This is a genomic window from Arthrobacter wenxiniae (assembly GCF_013376105.1).
In the GTDB taxonomy this organism is placed as follows: domain Bacteria; phylum Actinomycetota; class Actinomycetes; order Actinomycetales; family Micrococcaceae; genus Specibacter; species Specibacter wenxiniae.
The window spans coordinates 138,100-153,421 of record NZ_JAAMFM010000001.1; the positions used below are offsets into that span (position 1 = coordinate 138,100).

The window sequence follows — 15,322 nt, forward strand, 5'->3', positions numbered from 1 at the left end:
GGTGGTCACTGGTGTGCTCCTTCCAGGGAAGCGGCGGCGAGCTCGTCCGCCAGCTGGCGGGCCTGCTCGCGCAGCTGCGGGGTGGGCTCGGAATAAACAAAGGCGAAGAGGTCCGCCGGGTCCGGCACGGTCTCCATGTTGAGGCCGTCGCGGATCACCTTCGCCATGGCCTCGGCGGAGGCCGTGATCCGGGCGGCGTCCGCCGGAGCCAGGTGGCCGGCGTCGTGCAGGTACTTCTCCATGCGCAGCAGGGGGTCCCGCGGCACCCACTGCGCCACTTCCCCGGCGCTGCGGTAGCGGGTGGCGTCATCGGCGTTGGTGTGGGACTCCATGCGGTAGGTGTGGGCCTCCACGAGGGCCGGGCCGCCGCCATTGCGGGCGCGTTCGACGGCGTGCCCCACCACCGCGAGCAGCGCGGCGAGGTCGTTGCCGTCCACGCGCTCCCCGGGCATGCCGTAGCCCACGGCCTTGTGCGCCAGGGACGGGGCCACGGACTGGTGGATGAGCGGGACGGAAATGGCGTACTGGTTGTTTTGCACCAGGAACACGACGGGGACGTGGAACACGGCGGCAAAGTTCAGCGCCTCGTGGAAGTCGCCTTCGCTGGTCGCGCCGTCGCCGCACAGGGCCAGCGCCACGGTGTCCTCGCCGCGCAGCTTGGCGGCGTGGGCCACCCCGACGGCGTGCAGCAGCTGGGTGGCGAGGGGCGTGGCGGGAAGTGCGGTGTTGTGCTGGTGCGGGTCAAAGCCGCTGTGCCAGTCGCCGCGCAGGGACTCGAAGGCCTCCATGGGGTCCACCCCGCGGCCCAGGATGGCCACGGTGTCGCGGTAGGTGGGGAACAGCCAGTCGCTGGGGCGCAGGCACATGTCCGCCGCCACCTGGCAGGCCTCCTGGCCGGCCGACGACGGATACACCGCCATCCGCCCCTGCCGCACCAGGGCGTTGGCCTGGTCGTTGATGCGCCGGCCCACCACCAGGCGCCCGTAGCCGTCCACGAGCGTTGCCGGGTCCGGGATGGGGTAGCTTTCCTTGTACTCGGCGGCGGGGGCGGCCGAGCCGTCGGGGGCAATCAGCTGGACTGGCGCGGCGGACGGCAGGAGGTATCCCTCCGGGCGCCCCGCATTGCCGGCGTAGTCCATAAATTCCGGGTGGTTCGTCATTGAAGTCCCACTCCTCCCAGGGAGTTGCGCGGTCCCTGCGCGCCCCTGGTTGGGGGCGCGCGGCGGACCGCAGGCGTAAAGATGTTCCGTCCCTCAAGTATGCGATTGGATGGCGATCTGTATCGACAGGCTGCGCAGAGTGTGGAATTTTGCGATCTACTGTCATAATCTTGAAGACAAAACAATCATGTGACGTGCATTACCGGCCGGGATGTCTGACGGGCCTTCCGGCAGAACCAAAGGACCCGCCATGCCAGACCACTCCCCCGTGCCGCTGGACGACGTGGACCGCCGGATCATCGCCGAACTGGTCCGCGACGGCCGGCTGTCAGTCACCACCGTTGCCGAGAATGTGCACATCTCCCGTGCACACGCCTACGCGCGGATTGCACGCCTGACCTCCACCGGCGTGCTGACAAAGTTCACCGCCCTGATCGACCCGGTGAAGGCGGGGCTGAAGTCCTCGGCCTATGTAACCCTCAAGGTCAGCCAACATTCCTGGCGCGAATTAAAGGAAGAGCTGCGCGCCATTCCGGAGGTGGAACACATCGCCCTGGTGGGCGGGGACTTCGACGTCATCCTGCTGGTGCGGGCGGAGGACAACGCCGGGCTCCGGCGGGTCATTTTTGACCAGCTCCAGTCCATGGCCGGCATCCAGGACACCCAGACGTTCCTCGTCTTTGAGGACCTCGACAACCGGTGAGCGGCCGCTGCCGAACAGACCCGCCCCCGCCCCCGGTTTACGCGCGATGAAACCATGAATTTGCCATGAATCACAATCGGCCCGTTGACGTTAATGCGCACCGGGCGCATTCTGGTGCGGGGACATCTCGGAGGGGAGCGCGCCATGGCCACGTTGAAGACACCTGTTCCGCCCGCCGGCGCCAGGCCCGGACTTAAGCGCGAGATTGGGTTCATTGGACTGCTGTGGGCCTCCACCGGCTCCATCATCGGGTCCGGCTGGCTCTTCGGGGCCAAGGACGCCCTGCAGATCGCCGGGCCGGCCGCGATTATTTCCTGGGTCATCGGCGGCATCTGCATCTTGATCCTGGCACTGCCCCACGCCGAGCTTGGCGGCATGTACCCCGTGTCCGGCGGCACCGCCCGATTCCCGCACTATGCCTTCGGCGGCGCGGTGGGCGCATCCTTTGGCTGGTTTTCATGGGTCCAGGCAGCAACGGTGGCACCCATCGAGGTCCAGGCCATGATCAACTACGCCGGACACTATTCCTTTGCGAAGTCCTGGCTCGTCATCAAGCAAACGGCTGCCGGACCGCAGCCCACCCTGACCGGCAGCGGCCTCGTGGTTGCCATCCTGCTCATGGCCTTCGTCACGGCCATCAACTTCCTGAGCATCAGGAAGCTGGCCAACGTCAACAGCGCGGCCACCTGGTGGAAGGTCGGCGTGCCGCTGCTGACAATTTTCATGCTGGCCGTGTTCAATTTCCATCCAGGCAATTTCACCGGCGCCAACGGATTCTCCCCCGACGGCGTCAAGGGCATCCTGTCCGCCGTGTCCACCGGCGGCATCGTCTTTGCGCTGCTGGGATTCGAGCAGGCCGACCAGCTTGCCGGGGAGAGCAAGAACCCGAAACGGGACATACCGCGGGCAGTCATCGGATCCACCATCATCGGCGTCTTCATCTACCTGCTGGTGCAGTTCGCGTTCCTGGTGGCGCTGCCGCCCTCCCAGATCGGCACGACCTGGAAGGATGGCCTGGACACGGCCATGACCGGACCTTTCGCGGACATTGCCACACTGGTGGGATTCGGTTGGCTCGCATCGATCCTCTACATCGACGCCCTCATCTCCCCGGGCGGCACGGCTCTGATCTATGTCACGGCGTCGTCGCGTGTTTCCTACGGTCTGAGCCGCAACGGCTATGTGCCGGTGGTGTTTGAAAAGACCAACAAGTCAGGCGTTCCCTGGGTTGGGCTGATCGCGGCGTTCGTCATTGGCTGCATCTGCTTCCTGCCGTTCCCCACGTGGCAGTCAATCGTTGGCCTGATCACCAGCGCCAGCGTCCTGATGTACGCGGGCGCACCCCTGGCCCTGGGCGTGTTCCGGCGCAGGCTGCCGGATGAGGACCGCCCCTACCGGCTCCCCGGAGCCACCATCATGTCACCGCTGGCGTTCATCGTGGCGAACCTGCTGATCATGTGGACCGGCTGGGGCACCGACTGGAAGCTCGGCGTCGCCATCCTCATTGGCTATGTCATCCTCGTCGGCAACCGCGTTTTCAAGCTGAACCCGACCAAGCCGCAGATGGACTGGAAGGCCGCCCAATGGCTGCCGGTCTACCTTGTGGGCATGGGACTGATTGTGTTCCTCAGCGACTTCGGGCCGCTGGCCCACCCCTGGTTCCCGCTGTACTGGGACATTGTGGCCACGGCGGTCTTCAGCGCCATCATCTACTACTGGGCGGTGCACGTGGCACTGACCACGGAGGAGATCAACAAGGTGGTCCACTCTGCGCTGGTTGAGGAGGAGGAAGCCCTCCCGCTGTCCTCCTGACTCCGCGGGCAATGAGGGTTAGGCTCGTTGCATGAGCACAGCCAGCAAGGCCACGGAACTTCTCCGCCTCCACCACGCCCCCGAAATCCTCCAGCTCGCCAATGTGTGGGACGTCATCAGCACCAAGGTGATTTCGGAGCTGCCCGGCACCAAGGCCCTCGCCACCGCCAGCCATTCCATCGCCGCGTCCTACGGCTATGAGGACGGCGAGCACATCCCCATCGCCACGATGATCGAGGCAGTCGGCCGGATCGCGGCGGCCACGGACCTGCCCGTCACGGCCGATCTTGAGGCCGGCTACGGCAACCCCGGGGAGACCATCCGCAAGGCGATCGGCGTCGGCATTGTGGGGGCAAACATCGAGGACCAGATGCGCCCGCTGCCACAGGCCGTCGCCCAGATGAAGCAGGCCGCCGACGCGGGCGCCGCCGAAGGCATCGATTTTGTCCTCAACGCCCGCACCGACGCCTTCCTGCGCGGCGCGGACCGCGACCCCCGGGAGGTGCTGGAGGCCGCCGTCGAACGCGGCCGCGCATATCTCGAGGTGGGGGCCAAATGCGTCTTCGTGCCCGGCAAGCTCGACGAGCCCACCGTCAAGGCGCTCGTCGCCGGCATCGGGCGCGGCAAGGTCAGCGTCATCAACGTCCCCGGCTCGCTCAGCCCGTCCAGGCTTCAGGAGCTGGGTGTGGCCCGGATTTCCTACGGCCCGTGGATCCAGCGCGTGGCCCTCACCGCCATCGCCGACGCCGCCACGGAACTCATGAACGACGGCTCCCTCCCCGAAGGCACCCGCCCGCTGAACTGAGCTGCCCGGCGATGGCGCATGCCCGGCAGAGGCTGAAACCGGGTTGGTGTCGAAAACCCTCCGATGGATCGGCGGGGGACGGTAACGTGCAGAACTGGGGCGGGTCAGCGGCCGGTGAAGCTTGGCTTTCGCTTGGCGGTAAAGGCGGCGAAGCCCTCGGCGTAGTCGGCCGTCCCGGACAGGGCGGCCTGCGCCTGGTTTTCAAGGACGACGGCGTCCCAGAGCCCCAGCCGACGGTCGCGGATCTGCGCCACCAGGGTCTTGCTGGCGTTGAACGCCCGGGTGGGCCCGTTGGCCGCCTTGGCTGCCGCGGCGCGGGTGAAGTCGAGCAGTTCCTCCGCCGGCCTGGCCCGGCTGAACAGCCCGGAGGCCACGGCCTCCCCGCCGCTGATGAGTTCGGCGGTGTAGATCAGGTCAAGGGTGCGGTGCATCCCGAGGCGCTCGGTGAACAGCCAGTGGCCGCCCGAGTCCAGCGTGGCCCCGAGGTTGGCGAACGGCGAGCCGATCTTGGCGTTCTCGGCCACGTACACCACGTCGGTGGCGACCAGCAGGCCCAGCCCCACGCCCAGGCAGGCGCCCTGCGCGGCGGCGAAGGTGGGGGCCGGGAATCCGCCCATCTTCTTCAGGAGCGGGGCCAGCAGCCCGTCGAGGTAGCCGCTGACATCGTCCGTGGCGCCGTCCACCCCGGCGATGTCGCGGCCGGCACAAAACGCCCGTCCCTCACCGCGCAGGAGCAGCGCCCGGACGGTGCCCGCACCGGCGGCGCCTGCCGCTTCGTCATAGACAGCGGACAGCTCCCCCAGAGCGGCCTCGTTGAGCGAGTTCAGCTTCTCGGGGGCGTTGAGAACAATCTCGGCCACGCCGTCGGAAATCGAAAGCTCAATCATGGGGACTCCTCGGAGGTTGTGCGCTTCTCGGTCTCGACGCGTTCGCAGAGCTCACCGCCCGGCCACCGGGGGCACGGGTCAGCCGTCGTAGTCAACGGTGACCTCGGGGGTGGTGGGGCGCGATTGGCAGGTGAGGACGTAGCCGTTCTCGATCTCGTCGGGTTCGAGTGCGTAGTTTTCCTCCATCTCCACCTTGCCGCACACCAGCTTCGCCCGGCAGGTCCCGCACACGCCGCCGGCGCAGGCGAAGGGGACATCGGGGCGCACGCGCAGGGCGGCGTTGAGGATGGATTCGCGCGCATGGATGGGACTGAGGATGTCCGCGGTGAGGCCGTCGAGCGTGAACGTGATCTTGTAGGTTTCCTCGGATTCGTCCACCAGGACGGCCCGGCCGGCCTGGCCTTCCGGCTGGTCGGGGCGGCCCGTGGTGAACAGTTCAAAGCGGACCCTGTCCCGGGGGACGCCGCGGGCCTCGAGCACGTCACGGCACAGCTGCACCAGTTCGAAGGGCCCGCAGAGGAACCATTCGTCGACGTCGTCCGCGTGGATGGCCGTGCCGAGCAGGGATTCGAGCTTGTCCGCGTCGAGGCGCCCGCTCATGAGCGGGGCGATGCGCTGTTCGCGGGAAAGCACGTGGTGGAGGGCGAAGCGCTGCGGATACCTGTCCTTGAGGTCCGCCAGCTCCTCCAGGAACATGACGTCCATGGTGGCCTTGTTCGCGTAGACCAGGTCGAGGCGGGTCCCGGGGTTGCCCGCCAGCAGGGACTTCGCGAGGGCCATGACGGGCGTGATGCCGGACCCGGCGGCGATGGCCACGTACGTTCCGGCGTCGCGCGCGATGTCCTCGGGGTGGTTCATGCTGTTGAGGACGTTGGACACTCCCCCGGCGGCTTCGCCGTGCTTGGAGATGAAGGCGCCCATGGGGCTCATGACGTCCATGACGGCCCCCGCCGCCAGCTCCGCATTGGCCCAGGTGGAGAACTCGCCGCCGATGTCGCGCTTGATGGCCACGCGGATCTCCGAGGAGCCGTCCTCAAACTGCACCGGCACGGCGCAGATCGAGTAGCTGCGGCGCACCTCGCGGTCCACGCCGTCCGCGCCCGGCATCTGCACGCGCAGCGCCACGTACTGGCCGGGCAGGTAGTCGTAGTAGCCGGCCAGCGCGGCGGGCACCTCGAAGGTGACCTCGATGGCGTCCTCGGTGAGCCGGCGGACCGCCTTGACGGTAAGCGCGTGGAACGAGGCCCGGCGCCGGGCGGTGGCGTCAGCGGGAACAGTCATTAGAGCACCTTGAAGTAGTCGAACGGTTCCTTGCAGTCCTGGCAGACGTAGAGCGCCTTGCAGGAAGTGGAGCCGAAGCGGGTGAGTTCCTTGGTATGGAGCGATTGGCATTGCGGGCACTTGACTGCCAGGGCCAGCCGGACCGGGCCGCTGTGGCCGCCGGCGCGCGAGTGGCCGCTGGGCGGGGCGATGCCGTATTCCTCAAGCTTGGCCCGGCCCGCGGCGCTCATCCAGTCCGTGGTCCAGGCCGGGGACAGCACCGTGACCACCTCCGCGGACTGGCCTTCCCTGGCGAACTCGGCCACCACGTCGTCACGGATGGCGTCCAGGGCCGGGCAGCCGGAGTAGGTGGGCGTGATGGTGACCCGGACGGCCGGCCGGCTGGCGTCAACGCGCGGGGCAGAGGCGGCCGGGGTCCCGGCGTCGTGCACCTCCACGCTGCGCAGGATGCCCAGGTCCGCGATGGTGAGCACGGGGATTTCGGGGTCGCAGACGCGTGCGGCGATGTCCCAGGCCTGCTGCTGCGCAGTCTTTCGGGGCGCCCCCTTTTCTTGGACCTCCACGGCACTCACCAGCCCGCTCCGGGAAATTCGCGGGCCAGGACCTGCATCTCGGCCAAAATGAAGCCCAGGTATTCGGAGTGGCGGCCCAGCCGGCCCCCGCCCGTGGCCATGGGGTGGCCCGAGACGTCCAGTTCCGCCTCAGCCAGCACGGCGCCGGTGGAGCGGTCAAACTCTTCCTTCAGTGATGACGGCACGACGCCGGCGTCCCCGACTTTTGCGATCAACGGATCGTCTTCGAAGAGCTCGCCGACAAACGGCCACATGAGCGCGAGTCCGGCTTCCATGCGGCGCCGGGATTCCTCGGTGCCGCCCGCCAGGCGCAGGACCCACTGGGTGCTGTGGTCCAGGTGGTAGTCCACCTCCTTGACGGCCTTGGCAGCGATGGCGGCCAGCATGGGGTCCGTGGACTTGCTCAGCTCCCGGTACAGGGGGAACTGATAGTTGGCCGCGATGAACTGGCGGGCAATGGTGGCGGCGAAGTCGCCGTTGGGCTGCTCAAAGAGGTGCGCGGAGCGGAATTCGGGTTCGTGGCGGAAGTAGGCGAGCTCGTCCTCCGATTTCCCCCAGGCGGAGCCGGCATACGTAAGGAAGGAACGGGCGTGGCCCAGCTGGTCCAGGGCGATGTTGCCCAGGGCCACGTCCTCTTCAAGCTCGGGGGCGCGGGAAATCCAGTGACCCAGCCGCTGGGCCAGGATCAGGGCGTCGTCGCCCAGGCGCAGCGCGTAGTCGGCGACGTCCCCGCCGGGCGTCGCCGTGCCCTGTTCGGCGGCGAGCGCAATGTCCTCGGGCCGGAGGGCAAAGCCGGGCGTGATGCGGGTGGCGGAGGCTGAGGCGTCGCCACCCAGGCTGCTTGAGTGGTCCATTAGAGGTGCTTCACCCCTTCGCTCTTCGTGTAGTAGGTGGCGTGGCGGTAGTCCTTGCCCTGGGGCGATTCAAAGAAGGAGCCCTTGGAGTCGGGGTCCGAGGCGGCGATGGCGTCGGAGGGGACCACCCAGATGGAAACGCCTTCGTTGCGGCGCGTGTACAGGTCCCGGGCGTTGCGCAGCGCCATGGACGCGTCGGGTGCGTGCAGGGAGCCGGCGTGGACGTGGCTCAGTCCCCGGCTGGAGCGCACAAAGACCTCCCACAGGGGCCAGCGGGGGGCACCTTCGGCGGGTGCAGGTGCCGTGCCTTCTGGTAAACGGGCTTCATTCATGTCTAGGCTGCTGCTTTCTGTGCGTTCGTGGACGACTGCTTCGCGGCCTGCTTCGCTGCGTAGGCCGCGGCCGCCTCGCGGACCCAGGCGCCGTCGGCATGCGCGGAGCGGCGGCGCTCCAGGCGCTGCGCGTTGCAGGGGCCGCGGCCGGCCAGGACTTCCTTGAATTCCTCCCAGTCCAGCGGGCCGTGTTCCCACTTCTTGGTGTCCTCGTTAAAGCGGATTTCATCGTCGGGGAGGGTCAGCCCCAGCACCTTGACCTGCTCGGCGAGCATCCCCACAAAGCGGGAGCGCAACTCGTCGTTGCTGAAGCGCTTGATGTTCCAGGCCATGGACTGCTTGGAGTTGGGCGAATCGTCATCCGGCGGGCCGAACATCATCAGCGACGGCGCGTACCAGCGGTTGACGGCGTCCTGGGCCATGGCGCGTTGTGCGGGGGTGCCGTTGGCCAGTTCCAGCAGGATCTCGAAGCCCTGGCGCTGGTGGAAGGATTCCTCCTTGCACACGCGCACCATGGCCCGGCCGTATGGGCCGTACGATGCCCGGCACAGCGGCACCTGGTTGCAGATGGCGGCGCCGTCCACCATCCAGCCGATGGCGCCCATGTCCGCCCAGGTCACGGTGGGGTAGTTGAAGATGGAGGAATAGCGGGCCTTGCCGGCCACCAGGGCGTCCATCATCTCGTCCCGCGTGGTGCCCAGCGTTTCGGCTGCGGAGTAGAGGTAGAGCCCGTGCCCGGCCTCGTCCTGGACCTTGGCCATGAGGATCGACTTTCGCTTCAGGCTCGGGGCCCGGGTGATCCAGTTGGCCTCGGGCTGCATGCCGATGATCTCCGAGTGCGCGTGCTGGGAGATCTGGCGCACCAGGGACCGCCGGTAGGCCTCCGGCATCCAGTCCTTGGGCTCCACGCGGGAATCCTTGGCGATGATCCGGTCAAAATTCTCCTGCCCCGCGGCGTCCTCCGGGGTCAGGGCTTCCATTGCGTTCTGGGGGGCGGGCTGGCCCGCCGGCTGCACGTTCCGTGCCATGGCAACTCCTCGATGTGGCGCCGACATTATTTACCGACCGTTCGTTCAGAATATAATGTGACGGGCGCCTCGTCAATCGGGCGGCTGTGGATTGACAGATGCGTGTGCAAGGGTATTACCTAATGAACATTCGGTAAGAAAGCGTGAGGAGTGACACATGGGGGCCATCGAGGCCGGGGAACAGCACCCCATCCTGTTGAATGACCATGCGTCGGAGTGGCTGGGCATCGAGGTGCTGAACCTCGACGACGGCCATGCCACCATTGCCATGACGCTGCGTCCGGAGATGATGAACGGTTTTGGCATCACCCACGGCGGCATGATCTTCGCATTTGCCGACTCCGCCTTTGCGCTGGCCTGCAACTCAGCCCACGGCGACGACGGCCTTGTGACCGTGGCCTCCGGCGCAGACGTCACCTTCCTGGCCCCCACCCGCGCGGGCCAGCGGATCACCGCCGTCGCCAGCCGCCGCCAGCAGCAGGGCCGCAGCGGGCTCTATGACGTCCAGGTCATCGCCGACGACGGCGGCACCCCCACCGTCGTGGCTGAATTCCGCGGCCGCAGCCGGACCATCCCCAACAGACACACGAATTGAAAGGTCCGACCCACGATGACCGAAACCACCCAGAAGGACCCCTCCCTGCTGGACGCCGCGGAGCTCATGAGCCGCGACGAACTGGAGGCCCTGCAGCTCAAGCGGCTCCAGGACACCGTGGCCTACGCCTACAGCCGCGTGCCGCTGTACAAGCGCAAGTTTGACGAGGTCGGCGTCCACCCGCAGGACCTGAAGGACCTTTCCGATCTGGCGAAGTTCCCCTACACGACCAAGGAGGACCTGCGCCAGGAGTACCCGTTCGGCATGTTTGCCGTGCCCCAGAGCGAGGTGGTGCGCATCCACGCCAGCTCCGGCACCACGGGCCGGCCCACCGTGGTGGGCTACACGCAAAACGACCTCAACGTCTGGGCATCCCTCGTGGCCCGCTCCATGCGCGCCTCCGGCGTCAAGCCCGGGATGAAGGTCCACAACGCCTATGGCTACGGCCTGTTCACCGGCGGTCTGGGCGCACACTATGGCGCCGAGGCGCTGGGCACCACCGTCATCCCCATGTCCGGCGGCCAGACCGAGAAGCAGATCCAGCTGATCCAGGACTTCGCGCCGGACGCCATCATGTGCACGCCCACGTACCTGCTGACCATCATGGACGCGATGATCCACCGCGGCATCGACCCCCGTGCCACCTCGCTGAAATTCGCCGTGTGCGGCGCCGAGCCGTGGACTGAGGAGATGCGCCACGAGCTTGAGCAGGGCCTGAACCTCGACGCCTGCGACATCTACGGGCTCTCCGAGGTCATGGGCCCGGGCGTGGCCGGCGAATCGGTGGAGACCAAGGACGGGAACCACATCTGGGAGGACCACTTCCGGCCCGAAATCATCGACCCCTTCGACCACACCACGGTGCTGCCGGACGGCCACAAGGGCGAACTCGTGTTCACCGCCCTGACGAAGGAAGCGCTGCCCATCATCCGGTACCGCACCAAGGATCTCTCCAGCCTGCTGCCCGGAACGGCCCGCCCGTCCATGCGCCGGATGGCCAGGATCACCGGCCGCAGCGACGACATGATCATCCTGCGCGGCGTGAACATGTTCCCCTCCCAGATCGAGGAAATCGCCCTGCGGATCCCTGCGTTGAGTCCCCACTTCCAGCTGGAGCTGACCCGCAGCGGCCGCATGGATGCCATGACCATCCACATCGAGCCCCGCGAAAACACCACCCCCGGGGACCGTGCGGCCGCCGCCGCGGAACTGAAGTCCCAGATCAAGATCCACGTGGGCTCATCGTGCACCGTCGACGTCGTGGAACCCGGGACCCTGGAACGCTCCAACGGCAAGCTGCGCCGGATCTACGACAACCGGCCCAGGCCTTGATCCCGGGGGTCGATCCCCGCGTGAGAAACTAGGAACCATGCCCAACACCGCACCCGCCACCGCCACGAACTCCGCCGCGTCCAAGCGGGGCCGTCCCGGCTACGACCAGCGGTCCGTGCTGCGGATCGCCGTGGACGTTTTCAACAAGCACGGCTACGACGCCACGTCCATGGGCCTCCTGGCCGAGCACCTGGGCATCTCCAAATCCGCCATCTACCACCACGTCCCCTCCAAGGAGGACCTGCTGCGTCTGGCCCTGGAGGAGGCCATGGGCGGCCTTGAAGGCGTGTTGACGCTCGACGGCGCCACCACCGGCGCGCCGGACGCCCGCCTTGAGTTTGTGCTCCGGGGTACCATCGGGGTGCTGGTGGACCGGCTCCCGTTCGTCACGCTGCTGCTGCGCCTGCGCGGCAACACGGACATGGAACGCGACGCCCTGGCCCGGCGCCGCGTGTTCGACCGCACCATCACCGGGCTCGTCGCCACCGCCCAGCAGGAGGGCTCCCTGCGCACGGACATCGCGCCCGGCACCATCACCCGGCTGCTGTTCGGCACCATCAACTCGATCGTGGAATGGTACAAGCCCGGCGGCGCGCTTTCGGCCGAAAAGCTGGCCGACGACGTCATCACCATGTCCTTCCAGGGCCTGCACAAGTAGCCGGCACGGCGCCGTTGACTGCGCCCCCGGGCAGGCGCACGATTTAGGCATGGCCACCAAAATTTCAGACTCCCTGCGGGCGCTCACTCCGGAGCTCCGCTACGAACCCACCACCAAGCGCATCCGTGCCCTGCTCGGGGACCAGCCCGTCCTGGATTCCCGCAGCGCCGTGGTGCTTTGGGAACCCCGGCGGGTGGTGCCGTGCTACGCGGTGCCGGCAAACGACGTCGTGGGCGTCCTGAGCCCGGCCGCGCCCCAGCCGCCGGGACCGGACACGCGGCCCGTCCTGCACCCGGGCATCCCGTTTGGCCGGCACAGCTCCCCGGGGAAACCGCTCGATGTCTCGGCCGCCGGGCAGACGGCGGCGGGCGGCGCGTTTGAGCTCGAGGACCCGGACCTTGCCGGCTACGTGGCGTTCGACCCCGACGCCTTTGGCTGGCTGGAGGAGGACGACGCCGTCCAGTCGCACCCGCGCGACCCTTTCCACCGCGTGGACATCCGCCACAGCTCGCGGCACGTCCTGGTCAGCAGCGGCGGGCTGGTGCTGGCCGAGTCCACGGCGCCGGTCATGGTGTTTGAAACCAACCTGGTCGAGCGGACCTACCTGCCGGCGGCCGACATCAACTGGGACCAGCTGATCACAACCGACTCCGTGACGCTGTGCCCCTACAAGGGCACGGCGAGCTACTGGCGGCTGGCCGGCGGGTCCGGGGAGGACGTGGCCTGGAGCTACCAGGAACCGCTGCCGCCCGCGGCGGAAATCGCCGGGCTGGTGTGCTTTTACGCCAACCTGGTGGACGTCAAGGAGCTCTAGCCGGCCGCCAGGCAGCTTCCTGGCCTGTTGTGCGCAACGGCAGGCTCCAGCCGCACGCACGACACTGCCCAGCGCACGGCCCCCGCCTACACGGCGGCGCAGGACGGGTCACGGAGGCCGGACGATCCCAAGCACGTCGCCGGGAGCGTCCATGTCCGATTCAAGGTCAGGGGGCGCAGTCGGCATGCCCCGCTTGTCGCCATGCGCACAACCCGCCGGCAGTCTGACGCATGGCGCTTTGCGAGCTTGTGGGCAAAGGGAGCGCTTGGGCACCAGCGGCTGGAGGAATGCGGGCTTCGCCGCCCCGTGCCTCTACTTGTAGAGCGTGTCCTCTTTCTCCACGAGGGTCAGGACGTCGTAGGTGGCCACGATCTCGCCGTCCTGGTTGTGCAGGATCGCGTCCCAGCACACCTCGCCGTATTCGTCGGTGACGCGCGGGGTGATCTTCTTGGCCGTCAGGGTCACCCGGATGGAGTCGCCCGCCGCCACGGGCGTGATGAAACGAAGGTTTTCCAGGCCGTAGTTGGCGAGCACGGGGCCCGGCTCCGGCTCCACGAACAGCCCGGCCGCCCAGGAGACCAGCAGGTAGCCGTGGGCCACGATGCCGGGGAAGAACGGGTTCCTTTCGGCCGCCGCGGCATTCGTGTGGGCGTAGAACGTGTCTTCGGTGGAGTTGGCAAACGCCGTGATGTCCTCCAACGTGACCTGCCGCAGCCCGGAGGCAAACGCGTCGCCGATGCGCAGCTCGGCCAGCGACTTCCGGAACGGGTGGACGGCACCGGCCACGGCACCGAACTCCACGGAACCGGCGGCCGTCCGGTCAGCCCCGGTGTGCCACACGCCGGTGACGGCGGTGAGCATGTTGGGCGAGCCCTGGATGGCGGTGCGCTGCATGTGGTGCTTGACGGAGCGGATGCCGCCCAGTTCCTCGCCGCCACCGGCGCGCCCGGGGCCGCCGTGGACCAGGTGCGGCACGGGGGAACCGTGGCCCGTCGAGGTGCGCGCGTCCTCGCGGTTGAGGACCAGCACGCGGCCGTGGTGGGCGGCGATGCCCGTCACCATCTGCCGGGCCACCCCGGGATCGTTGGTGCACACCGTGGCGACGAGGGACCCGGCCCCCAGCGCGGCGAGCCGGACCGCCTCGGAGACGTCGCCGCCGTCGTGCGTGTCGTAGCCCAGGACGCTGGTGACGGGACCAAAGGCCTCCAGGGCGTGGACGGCGGGGGCCTCGGCGTCGGCCCAACTCAGAAGCACGGGCGACATGAACGCGCCGTCGGCGACGGCGTCCACGGTCCCGTCCGCGCGGGTCACCCTGGGCGCGTCCAGGCTGCCGAAGGCGAGCTCGCCGCCGGCGGCGAGCATGGTCTCCACGGCAGAGCGGACGTCGGCCAGCTGCTCCAGCGAGGCAAGGGCGCCCATGGTGACGCCGGCGGCGCGGGGGTCGCCCACCACCACGCGCTCGGTGATGCGCGCGCCAATGGCGTCGATGACGGCCTGGCGCAGCCCGTTGGGGACGATGGCGCGGCGGATGGACGTGCACTTCTGGCCGGCCTTGACGGTCATCTCGGTGACGACGGACTTGATGAACGCGTCGAATTCCGGCGTGCCGGGGACGGCGTCGGGGCCCAGGATGGCGGCGTTGAGCGAGTCGGTCTCCGAGGTGAAGCGGACGCCGCCATGGGCCACGTTGGGGTGGTTCTTCAGGAGGTTCGCGGTGCTGGCGGAGCCGGTGAAGGAGACCATGTCCCGGTAGTCGAGCTGGTCCAGCAGGTTCCGGGCGGAGCCGGAAATCAGCTGCAGCGAGCCGGCGGGCAGGATCCCGGATTCGACGATGGCGCGCACGGCGGCCTCGGCCAGGTAGCCGCTGGGCGTGGCCGGCTTGACGATGGTGGGCACGCCGGCGATGAAGGCGGGGGCGAACTTTTCCAGCATGCCCCAGACGGGGAAGTTGAAGGCGTTGATCTGCACGGCCACGCCCGGGATGCGGGTGTAGATGTGCTCGCCGATGAACGAGCCGTCCTTGCTCAGCACCTCCACGGGCCCGTCCACTATGACGTTGGCGTTGGGCAGTTCGCGCCGGCCCTTGGAGGAAAACGTGAACAGCACGCCGATGCCGCCGTCGATGTCCACCATGGAATCGATCTTGGTGGCGCCGGTCCGGGCGGATATCGCGTAAAGCTCCTCGCGGCGCCCGTTGAGATATGCCGCCAGCTCGCGCAGCTTCAGCGCCCGCTCGTGGATGGTCAGCGTGCCAAGTGCGGCCTGCCCCACGGTCCGTCCGTGGTGCACGGCCGCGGCCAGGTCCAGCCCCTCGGCCGACACCCGGGCCAGGACCTCGCCCGTGCTGGCGTCGCGCGCATCGGTGGAACGGGCGCCGTCGGCGGGGGTCCACCAGGCGTCCTGGATGTAGCTCGGAACCGTTTCAATTGACGTAGCTGTGGCCATGGCCGGCACGTCCTTTCAGTGTTGTCTTGGCGGGCCTTCCAGCC

15 protein-coding genes are annotated in these 15,322 nt (G+C 68.1%); 7 read left to right on the forward strand and 8 right to left on the reverse strand.

All coding sequences use genetic code 11. The features are described from left to right. Positions 1-5 precede the first annotated feature (5 nt). Entirely contained in the window at positions 6-1,160 is a 1,155-nt protein-coding gene (locus G6034_RS00685) for a thiamine pyrophosphate-dependent dehydrogenase E1 component subunit alpha (RefSeq protein ID WP_218063408.1), read from the reverse strand. Between the two features lie 250 nt (positions 1,161-1,410). On the opposite strand from G6034_RS00685, the gene G6034_RS00690 reads away from it, so the two are divergent. The 3 genes from G6034_RS00690 (at position 1,411) to G6034_RS00700 (ending at position 4,480) form a co-directional block, all read left to right on the forward strand. Next, positions 1,411-1,863: an Lrp/AsnC family transcriptional regulator gene (locus G6034_RS00690; RefSeq protein ID WP_176633172.1), complete on the forward strand. Its 453-nt coding sequence runs from the start codon at positions 1,411-1,413 to the stop codon at positions 1,861-1,863. Between the two features lie 144 nt (positions 1,864-2,007). Beyond that, positions 2,008-3,675, forward strand: coding sequence for an APC family permease (locus G6034_RS00695; RefSeq protein WP_176633173.1), 1,668 nt, complete (start codon positions 2,008-2,010; stop codon positions 3,673-3,675). Between the two features lie 31 nt (positions 3,676-3,706). After that, positions 3,707-4,480 (forward strand): isocitrate lyase/PEP mutase family protein, encoded by a 774-nt coding sequence (locus G6034_RS00700; protein ID WP_176633174.1) that lies wholly within the window; start codon positions 3,707-3,709, stop codon positions 4,478-4,480. A 104-nt stretch (positions 4,481-4,584) separates the two neighbouring features. Here the strand turns inward: G6034_RS00700 and G6034_RS00705 are convergent, their stop codons facing one another. The 6 genes from G6034_RS00705 to paaA form a co-directional block, all read right to left on the reverse strand. Next, on the reverse strand, positions 4,585-5,367 hold the full coding sequence (locus G6034_RS00705; protein WP_176633175.1) for an enoyl-CoA hydratase/isomerase family protein: 783 nt from the start codon (positions 5,365-5,367) through the stop codon (positions 4,585-4,587). A 78-nt stretch (positions 5,368-5,445) separates the two neighbouring features. After that, a complete protein-coding gene (gene paaE, locus G6034_RS00710; RefSeq protein ID WP_176633176.1) occupies positions 5,446-6,648 on the reverse strand; it encodes a 1,2-phenylacetyl-CoA epoxidase subunit PaaE in 1,203 nt (400 codons plus the stop codon). Then, on the reverse strand, positions 6,648-7,220 hold the full coding sequence (gene paaD / locus G6034_RS00715; RefSeq protein WP_176633177.1) for a 1,2-phenylacetyl-CoA epoxidase subunit PaaD: 573 nt from the start codon (positions 7,218-7,220) through the stop codon (positions 6,648-6,650). Before paaD ends, paaE begins: the two co-directional genes overlap by 1 nt. After that, positions 7,217-8,074, reverse strand: a complete 858-nt coding sequence (gene paaC, locus G6034_RS00720; protein WP_176633178.1) for a 1,2-phenylacetyl-CoA epoxidase subunit PaaC — start codon at positions 8,072-8,074, stop codon at positions 7,217-7,219. The genes paaD and paaC overlap by 4 nt, the downstream gene beginning before the upstream one ends. Continuing rightward, the gene (gene paaB / locus G6034_RS00725; protein ID WP_176633179.1) at positions 8,074-8,406 is read right to left on the reverse strand and encodes a 1,2-phenylacetyl-CoA epoxidase subunit PaaB; all 333 of its coding nucleotides are present in this window, start codon (positions 8,404-8,406) and stop codon (positions 8,074-8,076) included. Before paaB ends, paaC begins: the two co-directional genes overlap by 1 nt. Positions 8,407-8,408: 2 nt before the next feature. After that, entirely contained in the window at positions 8,409-9,386 is a 978-nt protein-coding gene (paaA, locus tag G6034_RS00730; protein ID WP_176633372.1) for a 1,2-phenylacetyl-CoA epoxidase subunit PaaA, read from the reverse strand. 205 nt (positions 9,387-9,591) lie between these two features. On the opposite strand from paaA, the gene paaI reads away from it, so the two are divergent. From paaI to G6034_RS00750, 4 genes are read left to right on the forward strand one after another with little or no spacing between them, the layout of a single operon-like run. Then, the gene (gene paaI, locus G6034_RS00735) at positions 9,592-10,029 is read left to right on the forward strand and encodes a hydroxyphenylacetyl-CoA thioesterase PaaI (RefSeq protein ID WP_176633180.1); all 438 of its coding nucleotides are present in this window, start codon (positions 9,592-9,594) and stop codon (positions 10,027-10,029) included. Positions 10,030-10,044: 15 nt separating this feature from the next. Further along, on the forward strand, positions 10,045-11,361 hold the full coding sequence (gene paaK, locus G6034_RS00740) for a phenylacetate--CoA ligase PaaK (RefSeq protein ID WP_176633181.1): 1,317 nt from the start codon (positions 10,045-10,047) through the stop codon (positions 11,359-11,361). A gap of 37 nt (positions 11,362-11,398) precedes the next feature. Beyond that, a complete protein-coding gene (locus G6034_RS00745; RefSeq protein ID WP_176633182.1) occupies positions 11,399-12,019 on the forward strand; it encodes a TetR/AcrR family transcriptional regulator in 621 nt (206 codons plus the stop codon). 49 nt (positions 12,020-12,068) lie between these two features. Continuing rightward, entirely contained in the window at positions 12,069-12,833 is a 765-nt protein-coding gene (locus G6034_RS00750; RefSeq protein ID WP_176633183.1) for a DUF427 domain-containing protein, read from the forward strand. A 312-nt stretch (positions 12,834-13,145) separates the two neighbouring features. Here G6034_RS00750 and paaZ read toward each other — a convergent pair whose 3' ends face one another. Next, the gene (gene paaZ, locus G6034_RS00755) at positions 13,146-15,278 is read right to left on the reverse strand and encodes a phenylacetic acid degradation bifunctional protein PaaZ (protein WP_176633184.1); all 2,133 of its coding nucleotides are present in this window, start codon (positions 15,276-15,278) and stop codon (positions 13,146-13,148) included. Positions 15,279-15,322: the final 44 nt, after the last annotated feature.

What these genes read in the sequence shown, in the direction of transcription:
- G6034_RS00685 (WP_218063408.1), bottom strand. Translation starts at nt 1,160, where the DNA reads ATGACGAACCACCCGGAATTTATGGACTACGCCGGCAATGCGGGGCGC.
- G6034_RS00690 (WP_176633172.1), top strand. Translation starts at nt 1,411, where the DNA reads ATGCCAGACCACTCCCCCGTGCCGCTGGACGACGTGGACCGCCGGATC.
- G6034_RS00695 (WP_176633173.1), top strand. Translation starts at nt 2,008, where the DNA reads ATGGCCACGTTGAAGACACCTGTTCCGCCCGCCGGCGCCAGGCCCGGA.
- G6034_RS00700 (WP_176633174.1), top strand. Translation starts at nt 3,707, where the DNA reads ATGAGCACAGCCAGCAAGGCCACGGAACTTCTCCGCCTCCACCACGCC.
- G6034_RS00705 (WP_176633175.1), bottom strand. Translation starts at nt 5,367, where the DNA reads ATGATTGAGCTTTCGATTTCCGACGGCGTGGCCGAGATTGTTCTCAAC.
- paaE (WP_176633176.1), bottom strand. Translation starts at nt 6,648, where the DNA reads ATGACTGTTCCCGCTGACGCCACCGCCCGGCGCCGGGCCTCGTTCCAC.
- paaC (WP_176633178.1), bottom strand. Translation starts at nt 8,074, where the DNA reads ATGGACCACTCAAGCAGCCTGGGTGGCGACGCCTCAGCCTCCGCCACC.
- paaB (WP_176633179.1), bottom strand. Translation starts at nt 8,406, where the DNA reads ATGAATGAAGCCCGTTTACCAGAAGGCACGGCACCTGCACCCGCCGAA.
- paaA (WP_176633372.1), bottom strand. Translation starts at nt 9,386, where the DNA reads ATGGAAGCCCTGACCCCGGAGGACGCCGCGGGGCAGGAGAATTTTGAC.
- paaI (WP_176633180.1), top strand. Translation starts at nt 9,592, where the DNA reads ATGGGGGCCATCGAGGCCGGGGAACAGCACCCCATCCTGTTGAATGAC.
- paaK (WP_176633181.1), top strand. Translation starts at nt 10,045, where the DNA reads ATGACCGAAACCACCCAGAAGGACCCCTCCCTGCTGGACGCCGCGGAG.
- G6034_RS00745 (WP_176633182.1), top strand. Translation starts at nt 11,399, where the DNA reads ATGCCCAACACCGCACCCGCCACCGCCACGAACTCCGCCGCGTCCAAG.
- G6034_RS00750 (WP_176633183.1), top strand. Translation starts at nt 12,069, where the DNA reads ATGGCCACCAAAATTTCAGACTCCCTGCGGGCGCTCACTCCGGAGCTC.
- paaZ (WP_176633184.1), bottom strand. Translation starts at nt 15,278, where the DNA reads ATGGCCACAGCTACGTCAATTGAAACGGTTCCGAGCTACATCCAGGAC.